This is a genomic window from Actinomyces sp. SKVG-SVH-4(1) (genome assembly GCF_048514265.1).
GTDB classification, from domain to species: Bacteria; Actinomycetota; Actinomycetes; order Actinomycetales; family Actinomycetaceae; genus Actinomyces; species Actinomyces oris.
This window is the reverse complement of record NZ_JBGEVE010000006.1, coordinates 116,379-128,239: the sequence shown is the minus strand read 5'-3', so window position 1 is coordinate 128,239 and position 11,861 is coordinate 116,379. Positions and strand designations below refer to the sequence as shown.

The window sequence follows — 11,861 nt, the reverse complement described above, 5'->3', positions numbered from 1 at the left end:
GTCGGGCCGTGACGGGCCCCGGGCTCCAACTCAAGCCGCCGCGAGCGGCATTCGCGCCGACTGGCGCTCTCCGGCCCGACGTCCTCCCTCTCTCCCCAGCGGCCTGTCGCCCGCTTCCCCCTCGTGTCGCACCGCCGTGTCACGCACGGCGCCCAGAAGTGTCACTCCGGGCGACTTTTACCTGCGCAGCACCAGTTCCCGGATCAACGTGTCACGCGCTGACCTGCGCGAACGTGAATCAGGGGACGCTCGGACCGGCCTCACGCGACCTGAAAAGTCGCCATTCGTGACACGTGGCCCCTCGATCCTCAGCCGAAGCGGCCCGAGATGTAGTCCTCGGTGGCCTGCTGGCTGGGGGCGGAGAAGATCTTGTCGGTGGAGTCGTACTCGACGAGGTGGCCCGGCTTACCGGTGGCCTCCAGGTTGAAGAATCCGGTCATGTCGCTCACGCGCGAGGCCTGCTGCATGTTGTGGGTGACGATGACGATCGTGTAGTCCGTCTTGAGCTCGGAGATGAGGTCCTCGATGGCGAGCGTGGAGATGGGGTCCAGGGCGGAGCAGGGCTCGTCCATGAGCAGGACGGCGGGCTTGACCGCGATGGCACGGGCGATGCACAGGCGCTGCTGCTGGCCGCCGGACAGTCCCAGGCCCGGCCGGTCCAGACGGTCCTTGACCTCGTCCCACAGGTTGGCCCCGCGCAGGGAGGCCTCCACCAGGTCGTCCGCATCGGACTTCTTGATGCGCCGGTTGTTGAGGCGCACGCCGGCCAGGACGTTCTCGGCGATGGACATCGTGGGGAAGGGGTTGGGCCGCTGGAAGACCATGCCGATGGCGCGGCGCACCTGGACGGCATCGACGCCGGGACCGTAGAGGTTGACGCCATCGACGATGACCTGGCCCTCGACGCGGGCGCCGGGGATGGTCTCGTGCATGCGGTTGAGGGTGCGCAGGAAGGTGGACTTCCCGCAGCCGGAGGGGCCGATGAGGGCGGTGACGGACTTGGGCTCGATGACGACGTTGACGTCCTTCACGGCCAGGAAGTCGCCGTAGTAGATGTTCTCGCCGATGACGTCGATGCGCTTGGACACGTCGGTTCCTTTACCTGAGGTGGACTGCTGAGGGCTCTGGGGTCGCTGGGGTCGCTGCGGGCATAGTGGTCCCGGTGGCTCCGGCCGGGCTAGCGCCGGCCGCCCTTGGGGCTGAAGTACTTGGAGATGAGGCGGGCCGCGAGGTTGAGCAGCATGACCAGGATGATGAGGGTCAGCGCCCCGGCCCAGGCCCGCTCCATGGCGGCGGCCTCCCCGCGGGAGTACTGGTCGTAGACGAGCACCGGCAGGGTGGACATGGAGCCGTCCAGCGGGTTGGTGTTGGTGCGGATCGTCAGGCCCACGGTGATGAGCAGTGGGGCGGTCTCGCCGATGACGCGGGCGATGGCGATCATGACGGAGGTGGTGATGCCGGCGACCGCGGTGCGCAGCACGACCTTGACGATGGTGAGCCACTTGGGCACGCCCAGCGCGTAGGAGGCCTCGCGCAGGTGGGAGGGGACGAGCTTGAGCATCTCCTCCACGCCACGGATGACCACCGGCGTCATGAGGACGCTCAGGGCCACGGCCCCGATGATGCCGGCCTGGTAGCGGGGTCCGGCCGCGATGAGGAAGATCGAATAGGCGAACAGCCCGGCCACGATCGAGGGGATGCCGGTCATGACGTCGACGAGGAAGGTGATGACCCGGGCGATCCAGCCGCCGTTGTACTCCACGAGGAAGACGGCGGTGAACAGCCCCAGGGGCACCGAGATGAGGGTGGCGATCCCGGTGATCTGGAGGGTGCCGACGATGCCGTGATAGAAGCCGCCGTTGGAGGCGTCGGCGCCGCGCATGTTCGTGGTCAGGAAGTCGTAGCCGAAGCGGGCCGAGCCACCCGACAGGACCATCCACACCAGGGAGACCAGCGGCACCATGACGACGGCGAAGGACAGGTAGATGAGGAGCGTCACCAGGGTGTTGCGGCCCCAGCGCTCGCCCTCGCGCACCCAGGAGACGGCGGTGGCGCCCACCACCCACACCAGGGCGGTCAGGGCGACGACGGCGGCGATGCTCCACCCGGCCAGCAGGCCGATCCCGCCGACGACGACGAAGGCGGCTCCCAGCGCCGCCCAGATGAACCAGTCGGGCAGGCGGTAGGAGGTCAGGGGCACGCCCTCGATGGTGGGCGGGTCGGCCAGCGGGTCGACGGGGGCGGCCGGGGCCTCGGCGGCCGCGAGCGCGGCCTTGAGGGACTTGGGCGCGGGGGCGCCCTCCGTGGCCGAATCGGACCTGCGGCCGGACGGGGGCTCGGGGGTGTTCGTGGGCGTCATGTCAGCTGGCTCCTGAGAACTCGGAGCGGCGCGCGATGATCCACCGCGCCAGGGAGTTGACCGCGAAGGTGATGATGAACAGGACCAGGCCGGTGGCGATGAGCACGTTGACGCTCAATCCGTAGGCCTCGCGGAACTGCGAGGCGATGTTGGCGGCGATGGTCTGATGCTGGCCGGCCTGGAGGATACGGAGGTTCAGCCCCATGCCGGGCGAGAGGATCATGAGGACGGCCATGGTCTCACCCAGGGCGCGCCCGAGCCCCAGCATGGAGGCGGAGATGATGCCGGAGCGGCCGAAGGGCAGGACGGCCTGGCGGATCATCTCGTAGCGGGTGGCGCCCAGGGCCAGGGAGGCCTCCTCCTGGAGGGTGGGCGTCTGGAGGAAGATCTCGCGGATGGTGGCGGTGATGATCGGCAGGATCATGACGGCCAGGACCAGGGAGGCGGTGGTGATGTTCTTGGCCGGTGCCGTGTAGTCGGCGAACAGCGGGATGAATCCGAGGTGCTCGCTCAGCCAGGTGTTGAGGGGGTCGAGCAGCGGCACCAGCCACAGGAATCCCCACAGGCCGAAGACCACGGAGGGGATCGCGGCCAGCAGGTCCACCATGTAGCCCAGGGCCTGGGCCAGGCGGCGCGGGGCGAAGTGGGAGATGAACAGGGCCACCCCGATGCTCAGCGGCACCGCGACGCCCAGGGCGATGGTCGAGGACAGCAGCGTGCCGAAGACGAGCGGGGCCACATAGCCCCACAGGCTGCGGTCGCGCATGAAGGAGACCGACTCCAGGGTCTCGCTCGAGGCCGTCAGGGCCGGCAGCGCCTCCCGGATGAGGAAGGCGGCCACGAGGGCGAGCACCACCATGATGAAGGTGCCGGCGCCGAAGGACAGGCCGGTGAAGATCCGGTTGCCGGTCTGCCCGGCGGCCTTGCCGGGCTGGATGATGGCGTCGTCGGCGCTGCTGGGGGCGGTCGCGGTGCCCACTGGGGGCGGCGACGACGGCGGTGCGGTGGTGCTGGCCACGGCTGACCCTCCTCGGGGTGTGTGGGGCGGCGGCTGGGCGGGTGGGTGCTGGCTGGTCATGTGGTTCGGTGCGGCGTCGGGCCGGCCGGGCGGCCTCAGGCGGCGATCTTGTCGATGGCGGCGTTGATCTTCTCGCGCATCTGGCGGGTGATGGGGGCGCAGCCGGTGGCCTTGGTGGAGGCGTCCTGCCCCCTGGTGGAGGCGGCGAAGCGCAGGTATGCCTTGACGACGGCGGCGATCTGGGCGTCGTCGTAGCGCAGGCGGGCGGCGAGGTAGGAGACCAGGACGATGGGGTAGGCGCCCTCGGCGTCGTGGCTGGGCTGGTAGAGCAGCCGGGTCTCGTCGGCCTCGGAGCCCAGGGTGGCGGTGTCGAGGGCGGCGGCCGCGGCCTTGGCGGAGACGGGCACGTAGGCCCCGTTGGAGCCGACGGCGACGGTGCCCAGGGTGGCGGGGACCTTGGAGGCGTCGGCGTAGCCGATGGTGCCGGTGGCCGCGGAGACGGTCTGGATCATGCCGGCGGTGCCGTCGCCGGACTGGCCGCCGCGCAGTGGCCAGGTCTCCTCGGGCTCGTGGGGCCAGGCCTTGGGGGCGACGGTGGCCAGGTAGGTGGTCAGGGCCTTGGTGGTGCCGGAGTCGTCGGAGCGGCCCACGACGATGATTCGCAGGTCGGGCAGGGCGGCGCCGGGGTTGAGGGCGGCCAGGGCGGGGTCGTTCCAGCGGGTGATGGCCCCGGAGAGGACCTTGGCGAGGACCTCGCCGGTCATGTTGACGTGGGACTCGCCGGTGAAGCCGGGCAGGTTGTAGGCCACGGCGATGGGCGAGATGTAGAGGGGCAGCTCGACGGCGCCGCCGATCCGGCTGATCTCGTCGGCGGTCATGGGGGTGTCGGTGCCGGCGAAGTCGACGGCACCCTCGACGAGCTTGGTGCGCCCGGCCCCGGAGCCGCCGCCGGCGTAGTCGACGGTGGCGCGCAGGTTGGCGCCCATGAAGGTGTTCATCCAGGCGTCCTGCGCGTCGGACTGGGAGGTGGCGCCCGCACCGCGGATCTCCCCCACCAGGCCGCTGGAGGCGTTGGGGTCGGCGGCGCCGGCGTCGCGCCCGCAGGCGGTCAGCGCAGTCAGGGTGGCCACGCTCAGGGCGCCCAGGGCGCCGCGACGGGTCAGGAGCACAGGCTCTCCTCGCTCAGTCAGAGGGGGTCGGGGGTCCAGTCGGATACCGGGTGATTGTCAGGCAGCGGTCACGATAGGCGCCCCGGATGAAGGTTCCGGGTGACCGGGGTAAACGGTTGGTAAACGATCCCTATGAGGACCGTCACTGTGAGGCACCGTGCGCAGGGCAGTGGTCCGGTCAGCGGCCTTCGGACAGGACGGGGCGCTGCTTCTCGATGGCGACGGCGCGGATCTTGCCGCGGGGGCGGCGGGCCATGTGGACCACGAGGATCTCGCCGGTCTTGAGCCAGGGGTCCCGGTCGGGCACGGAGCGCAGGAGTCGGCCGGGGGCGTACTGGGAGACGACCTCCATGACGGTGGGCAGGACGGGGCGGTGGGTGCACAGCGCCGTCGGCTCCTCGCGCACGCGCAGGACCTTCTTGACCACGGAGCGCACCCCCTTGGGGCTCTCCGCGTGGGCCATCTCGGTGAGCGCCCCGGCCGTCTCCAGGTCCAGGCCCGCGGCCGCGGCGTAGGGGGCGACCGTGTCCACGCAGCGCTTCCAGGGGCTGGTGAGGACGCGCCCCACCCCGTAGGCGGCGAGGATCGGGACGAGGGCGCGGGCCCGGGTCTCGCCCTGGTCGTGGGTCAGGGGGCGGGTGGCCTCGTCGGTCTCCTTGTCCCGCTCCTTGGGTCGGTTCCACACGGAGCGCTTGACGGCGCGGCCGTGGCGCACGAGGACCAGGGTCCAGGTGTCGAGCTTGCCGTCTTCCCACAGGTCGACGAGCTCGCCGAGCAGGTCGCGGTCGTAGGAGTAGGTCAGGCGCTTGCGGGCCTGTCCCACGCGCAGCCACTCGACGGCGTCGATCTCCTTGGTCGAGGCGGGCTTGACGGCGCAGCGGGCGGCGACGGCGGCCGAGGCCTCGGGGGCGACGCGGGCGGCCCAGTAGTGGACCTCCTTGCGGGAGCCGTCGGCGAGCTTGTAGTGCACGCGGCTGAGGGGCTGGCCCAGGATGACCTGGACGCCAGTCTCCTCGGCGACCTCGCGCACGGCGCAGGTGCGCACCGACTCGCAGGGCTCGACCTTGCCCTTGGGGATGGACCAGTCGTCGTAGCGGGGGCGGTGGACCAGGAGCACCTCGAGGTGCTTGCCGTTCTCACGCCACACCAGGGCGCCGGCGGCCTTCACGGTCTCGCGCGACCGGTTCTTCTTGCTGGACGGGCTCATGGCACGGCCGTCTCAGTGCCGGCCCTTGACGCGCGAGCGCGCCCGGGCCATGAGGCTGTCCTGGATGTCCTCGAGGCGGTTGCCCTCGGCGTCGAGGAGGCGACGCTCCCAGGATCCGTCGGGCTGGAGGTGCCAGGAGGCGACGTCGTCGGAGGCGCAGTGGGTGACCAGCCACTCGAGGTCCTCGACCATGGCGGGGTCGGTGATGCGCACCAGGGCCTCGACGCGGCGGTCGAGGTTGCGGTGCATGAGGTCGGCCGAGCCGATGAACAGCTCGGTCTGCCCGCCGCCGGCGAAGGCGTAGATGCGCGAGTGCTCCAGGAAGCGCCCCAGGATCGAGCGGACGCGGATGTTCTCGCTGAGGCCCTCGACGCCGGCGCGCAGGCCGCAGATGCCGCGCACGACGATGTCGACCGGCACCCCGGCGCGCGAGGCGCGGTAGAGGGCGTCGATGACGGTCTCATCGACGATGGAGTTGACCTTGATGCGGATCCAGGCGGGCAGGCCGGCCTTGTGGTTGGCGATCTCCTGCTCGATGTGCTCCACGAGCCCGTCGCGCAGGCCCCGGGGGGCCACGAGCAGGCGGCGGAAGCGGGCGCGCGGGGCGTAGCCGGAGAGCTGGTTGAACAGGGTGGTCAGGTCCTGGGCGACGTCGCGGTCGCAGGTCAGCAGCCCCAGGTCCTCGTAGCCGCGGGCGGTCTTGGGGTGGTAGTTGCCGGTGCCGACGTGGCAGTAGCGGCGCAGGCCGTCGGACTCCTGGCGCACGACCAGCAGCAGCTTGCAGTGCGTCTTGAGGCCGACCATGCCGTAGACGACGTGGACGCCGGCGCGCTCGAGCTTGCGGGCCCAGGAGATGTTGGCCTCCTCGTCGAAGCGGGCCTTGATCTCGACGATGGCGACGACCTGCTTGCCGGCCTCGGCGGCCTCGATGAGGGCGTCCACGATCGGGGAGTCGCCGGAGGTGCGGTAGAGGGTCTGCTTGATGGCCAGGACCTTGGGGTCGGCGGCGGCCTGGGCCACGAACTCCTGGACGGAGGTGGAGAAGGAGTCGTAGGGGTGGTGCAGCAGGACGTCGTGCTCGCGCATGGCGGCGAAGACGTCCGGCGCGGAGGAGGACTCGTAGGCGGCCAGGCCCGCGGCCGTCACCGGCACGAAGCGCGGGTACTTCAGGTCGGGGATGTCCAGGTCGTGGAGCTGGTTGAGGCAGGTCAGGTCCAGGGGCGCGGGGAGCTCGAAGACGTCGTCGCCCTTGAGGCCCAGGGCGCGCACCAGGTAGCGGCGGATGAAGGAGGAGATGGTGTCCTCCACCTCCAGGCGCACGCAGTCGCCGAAGCGGCGCCGCTCGAGCTCCTTCTCCATGGCCTTGAGGAGGTTCTCGGCGTCGTCCTCCTCGACCTCGAGGTCCTCGTTGCGGGTGACCCGGAAGAGGTGGTGCTCCAGGATGTCCATACCCGGGAAGAGGTGGTCGAGGTGCTGACCGATGACGATCTCGATGGGGATGACGGCGCAGCCGGCGGCCTTGTCCGCGGCGTCGAGCTCGCGGCCGGGGACCTGGATGAGGCGCGGCAGGGAGTCGGGCACCTTGATGCGGGCGAAGTGCTCCTTGCCGCTGCGCGGATTGCGCAGGATGACGGCGAGGTTGAGGGACAGGCCCGAGATATAGGGGAAGGGGTGGGAGGGGTCGACCGCCAGCGGGGTGAGGACCGGGTAGATCTGGTGGCGGAAGTAGCGGGTCAGACGCTCCTGCTGGTCGGAGTTGAGCTCGTCCCAGCCCAGGATCTTCACGTTTCGCTCGGCCAGGGCCGGGCGGATGTCCTCCTGGAAGAGGGCGGCCTGGCGGGCGGTGAGCTCCTTGGTGCGGCTGGTGACCTGGGCCAGGACCTGGTGGGCGTCCAGGCCGGAGGCGCGCACCGGGGTGATGCCGGCCTTGATGCGGCGCATGAGCCCGGCGACGCGCACCATGTAGAACTCGTCCAGGTTGGAGGAGAAGATCGACAGGAACCAGGCGCGCTCCAGCAGGGGCAGGGTGTGGTCCTCGGCCTGCTCCAGGACGCGCTCGTTGAAGTCCAGCCAGGTCAGCTCGCGGTCGATGAAGCGGTTCTTAAAGGACTTCAGGGGCGGCAGGAGATCCTCGGGGTCCACCTGGGCGGTGTCGGCGGAGGCGGCCGAGGCCGCGGCGTCGGCGGCGCCGGCACCGGCCGCGCCGGCCGTGCTCAGTGAGGAGGGCGCGGAGGGGGCGCTGGCGGAGCCGGCGGCGGGGCCCGCGCTGGGGGCGCTGCCGGGAGCGGGCAGACCCGGGTCCCTCGGCGCCGTGGCGGCCGGCGCCGCCTGGGCCTCGGCGGCAGACGGGGCCGAGTGCGAGCTGGTGGAGGTGATGGAGGAGGGGGCGATGGCGGGGGTCGCGATGCCGATGGGGCCGGGGGCGGGGGCCGCCTCGCCGTCGACGATGTCGTCGAAGTCCTCATCCTCGTACTGAGGGCCGGAGTCGTCGGCGAAGTCGCGCGGGTCGGCGACCTCGATGACGTGCTCCTCCTCGACCGCCTCCTCAGCGCCCTCGGAGTCGTCGGGGTTGGTGGAGTCGGCCGGGTCGTCGGCGCGCTCGGAGTCGTGCGAGTCGGCCGGGTTGGGGGATTCTCCCGGGGCGTCGGCGCGTTCAGGGACCTCCTGCCCCACGGGGGTCTCACCACTGGTGGAGGAGTCGCCGGGGGCGGTCGGGGTGGCGTCGGGCTCGCCCTGGGCGTCGGGACCGGGGACCTCGGCGGAGACGGCCGGTCCGTCGGTGCTCGCAGCCTCGGGCGAGACTGCCGACTCAGCGGCCTCCGTGGCTTCCGCGGCTTCAACAGTCTCGGCAGCCTCAGTCGCCTCGGTCGCCTCGGCGTCGTCGGGCACCTGCTCGGGCTCCTGGGGGCTGGGGTGACGCATCCACCCGCCCAGGAAGCGGGAGAGCGGGGTGGGGGCGGAGTGGGGCGCGTCGTTGGTCATGGCCACATAGTCCCACGTCCGGGCGGCCTTGTGGGGCGGGGGTCCGCCCGAGTTCAGCGATGATGCGAGGCGCTGCGGCTCACGCCCATTCTTCGGGACTCGCGGCCGATAGGCGACCCCGCCACCTGAGACCGCGCCCCCGCTGCGCGCTCCCCCACGTCTCGTCCAACGAAGCGCGCATGATTTCGCCAATCGTGTCCAAATCGGAGACAAAGGAGCTTGCGCACTCTTCACGGCTTCAACAGATCCGCGGAATCATGCGGTTCTGATCTACCTTCACACACTCACTTCGGGCCTTTGTATCCGATTTGGACATCTCGCGCCCGGATCGCCCCTGCGCAAGGCCCTCTCAGTCGAGGAGGCCGGCGGCGGCGCGGCGGGCGGCGTCGGTGAGCTCGTCGGCGGTGGCCAGGAGGGCGGAGTCGCGGCGGGTGACGCGGTCGGCGAGCTCGTCGGTGTCGTCCTCGATCCACACGGGGTTAGAGCCGGCCGCCAGGGCGCGCAGGAATCCGGCGGTGGCGCTCAGCAGTGGGGCGATCTCGGTCACCGAGCCCTCAACGCTGCCGGCCAGAACGGCGTCGAGGTGCTCGCGCAGGTCGGTCGGGGAGGGCACGGGGCGCGCCTCGCCGAGGGCGGACTCGAGGCGGGCGTTGGTGGTGTCGTCGGCCTCGGTGAGGTCGATGAGGGTGGCGTAGCGGCGGGCGACGAGCTCGGGGTCGCGGCGGATCCACTCGCGCACGAGGAAGAGGCGCCACAGGGTACCGGGCAGGGTGGTGGCCGGGGAGTCGGCCCACAGCTCGGCGATGTCGTCGATGCCGTTGGCGGCGACCGCGGCGACGACGCCGGAGCGGGTGATGGGGTCGTCCTCGGTCTCGGTGCCGGGGAATCCGCCGATGAGGGCCTGGGCAGCGCGGTGGGCGAGCTCGGAGGCGACGGCGGTGTCGGTGCTGCCCTCGATCTGTTCGGCGGCCTCGGGGTCGAGTCGGGCGGGGCGGTGGAACTGGCGGGCCATGGGGACTCCTCACGCGGTGCGGGCGCGCCGGCGACGACGCGCAGCCCCATTGTCTCGCGGGAGCGTGGACGCTCCCCCATGGGTTCACTTCCGGCCAACGGTGGAGGCAGGCCGCAGGCTCAACGGTTGGCGGAGGCAGGTTCAGCGGCGGCGCGGCGAGTTCGACACGGCGGTCGGTTGTCCGGTTATGCTGGTCCCTGCCGATGGCGTCTGGACTCTGCTTCCGGCCGTCGGTGCGCCCCCTTAGCTCAGTTGGTCAGAGCTGCGGACTTTTAATCCGAAGGTCGTGGGTTCGAGCCCCACAGGGGGTACCGAGCCGACCTCGGCCCCGGAAGGGACCGGGGCCTTCTTCATGTCCGGGACGCAGGCAGCTGCGCCAGCCCGCTGCCCTGTCAGCACATGGTTTCGGGATGCGTGATGGCTGCTGGAATCCGGTGAGCTCAGGTGGCGCCGATCCACGTGGGGTGGACACTCCGGCCGACGAGGAAGGTAGAGGCCGCGCGCGTTGAGCCAGGCTCAATCGGCGCCAGCCCAGATGGCCGGATGCGAGTACGGATTACGCAGCCACAGCGACAACCCAGCCCGGGGCCCGCACCGCGCGGATCGCGGACTGCTCCGGAGACTCACCATCCAGCCTCCGCGGCAGCTCAGTCATTTTCCGCTTGCGGCGGCGTCGAGCACGCGCCCGACGTAGCTGCCGAACTTCTCGGTGATGCTGCCGTGGTCATCGTCGGGCCATTCGCTCCAGGTGTGGCCGAAGCCCGCCGAGCGGTAGTAGGCCAGGCTGTTGCGGGCGTGCCCGCTGCCGTCAAATCCGTCGAGGCTGTTGGCAGGCACGTCGCGCGTCCCGGTGACCCAGTTCAGCCAGAGCCGTTCCTTGGTGCCTGAGGAGAAGGCCATCTTCCCCTCGGGCGCGTCGCCGCCCCCGAAGAGCAGGAAGCCCCCGCCCGCCATGCGCTCGGCGTAGGCCGGGAAGAACCACTGGCTGATGAATTCCGAGCCGCCGGAGTAGCCCACGAGCCAGACCCGATCCGTGGTGGCGCCGCACTCGGCGACCACGTAGTCGAGCGCCTGCTCCAGGTAGTGGACCTTGCCGTCCTGATCCTCCAGCCACCAGGTTCCGTCGTCTCCGGGAGCGCGCACCGAGACAACGTCGTACCCGCGAGCGCTCGCCGCCTCGACAACTCCCCCGGCACCGGCCAGGCCACCGCGGGACCTCTCGTCCTGGTCCTGGTTCCCCTGACTGTGGAAGGACTGCCCGTCACCGTCGAGGTAGACGACCAGTCCGACCGGCGCTCCCGCGGTCGCGTAGAAGATGCAGTCGGAGGTCTCGTCCTCATCATCGGTGTAGGAGAACGCGGCGGGAACCGACAGGTCGCCCGACGTCGGCCGCAGGCTTGGCGCAGCGCCGGCCCCGCGCGAGCGCAGGTACGGCGGCGGAGTCGAGTGCGTTGCCGCTCGCTGCGGACCCCGAGAAGCGCAGCCGGCCAGGATGAGACCCGCCATCGCGCCGGTCAGGGCTCGCCGCGAAAGGTGCGCCACCACGCTCTCCACCCACCTTCCCGATCGCCGTCAGCCACTCGACGGTAGCACCGGCATCCCGGTTCCGCTCGGCCGGAGCTGGGACTGGACCGCCGCACCACCGGCGCCGCTCACCAAGGCGGGTAGGGGCTCAGTGCGGGAGCGCGGCGTCGGACACGACCCAGTTGCGTCCGACCTTCTTGCCGGGCAGGCGCCCGGAGGTAATGCGGTCGCGCACCGCCTGCGGAGTGATCCCGAGTCGGACGGCGGCCTCGGACACGCCCACGAACTCGACGTCGTCGATCTTCAGGCCCTCGCGGCGGTCCCACATTCTGGTGGGGATGACCTCGATCCCCACCAGGTCGCCGACCTGGGCGGCCAGGGCGGTGGCTGTGGCCACGGCCTGGGTCAGCGTGTGGGCGGGCAGGGTGATGACTGCATTGAGAGCCCCGGGGCATGAGGGTGCGTCCCCGACGGCGGGGTGGTAGGCGGCGAAGGCCTCCATGACGTCGTCGATGTCGTCGTTCTCAGTGGCGGGCTTGTTCGCGTGAATCGTGAGCGTGGCGTTGTAGTCCACAGATCCCCCTAGGCGC

The 11,861-nt window shown here is 70.9% G+C and carries 9 protein-coding genes and 1 tRNA gene; 1 reads left to right on the top strand and 9 read right to left on the bottom strand.

Annotation, left to right across the window (positions count from 1 at the left end; translation table 11 throughout):
* Positions 1 to 308 precede the first annotated feature (308 nt).
* From pstB to AB7V09_RS07035, 7 genes are all read right to left on the bottom strand, one after another.
* Positions 309 to 1,088: a phosphate ABC transporter ATP-binding protein PstB gene (gene pstB, locus AB7V09_RS07065; RefSeq protein ID WP_003781705.1), complete on the bottom strand. Its 780-nt coding sequence runs from the start codon at positions 1,086 to 1,088 to the stop codon at positions 309 to 311.
* 89 nt (positions 1,089 to 1,177) lie between these two features.
* Positions 1,178 to 2,359, bottom strand: a complete 1,182-nt coding sequence (pstA, locus tag AB7V09_RS07060; protein ID WP_419143334.1) for a phosphate ABC transporter permease PstA — start codon at positions 2,357 to 2,359, stop codon at positions 1,178 to 1,180.
* 1 nt (position 2,360) lies between these two features.
* Entirely contained in the window at positions 2,361 to 3,377 is a 1,017-nt protein-coding gene (pstC, locus tag AB7V09_RS07055) for a phosphate ABC transporter permease subunit PstC (protein WP_419143333.1), read from the bottom strand.
* Between the two features lie 95 nt (positions 3,378 to 3,472).
* The gene (pstS, locus tag AB7V09_RS07050; RefSeq protein ID WP_419143332.1) at positions 3,473 to 4,546 is read right to left on the bottom strand and encodes a phosphate ABC transporter substrate-binding protein PstS; all 1,074 of its coding nucleotides are present in this window, start codon (positions 4,544 to 4,546) and stop codon (positions 3,473 to 3,475) included.
* Positions 4,547 to 4,724: 178 nt separating this feature from the next.
* Positions 4,725 to 5,753, bottom strand: a complete 1,029-nt coding sequence (locus tag AB7V09_RS07045) for an NUDIX hydrolase (RefSeq protein ID WP_279012289.1) — start codon at positions 5,751 to 5,753, stop codon at positions 4,725 to 4,727.
* Positions 5,754 to 5,765: 12 nt separating this feature from the next.
* Positions 5,766 to 8,735 (bottom strand): RNA degradosome polyphosphate kinase, encoded by a 2,970-nt coding sequence (locus AB7V09_RS07040; protein WP_419143331.1) that lies wholly within the window; start codon positions 8,733 to 8,735, stop codon positions 5,766 to 5,768.
* Positions 8,736 to 9,084: 349 nt separating this feature from the next.
* Entirely contained in the window at positions 9,085 to 9,747 is a 663-nt protein-coding gene (locus tag AB7V09_RS07035) for a hypothetical protein (RefSeq protein WP_075414086.1), read from the bottom strand.
* A 237-nt stretch (positions 9,748 to 9,984) separates the two neighbouring features.
* Here AB7V09_RS07035 and AB7V09_RS07030 point away from each other — a divergent pair.
* A tRNA-Lys gene (locus tag AB7V09_RS07030) sits at positions 9,985 to 10,058 on the top strand.
* Positions 10,059 to 10,398: 340 nt separating this feature from the next.
* Here AB7V09_RS07030 and AB7V09_RS07025 read toward each other — a convergent pair.
* Positions 10,399 to 11,253 (bottom strand): hypothetical protein, encoded by an 855-nt coding sequence (locus AB7V09_RS07025; protein ID WP_075414192.1) that lies wholly within the window; start codon positions 11,251 to 11,253, stop codon positions 10,399 to 10,401.
* 166 nt (positions 11,254 to 11,419) lie between these two features.
* Complete coding sequence (locus tag AB7V09_RS07020; RefSeq protein WP_075414115.1) at positions 11,420 to 11,845, bottom strand: helix-turn-helix domain-containing protein; 426 nt, start codon at positions 11,843 to 11,845, stop codon at positions 11,420 to 11,422.
* Between the last annotated feature and the right edge of the window lie 16 nt (positions 11,846 to 11,861).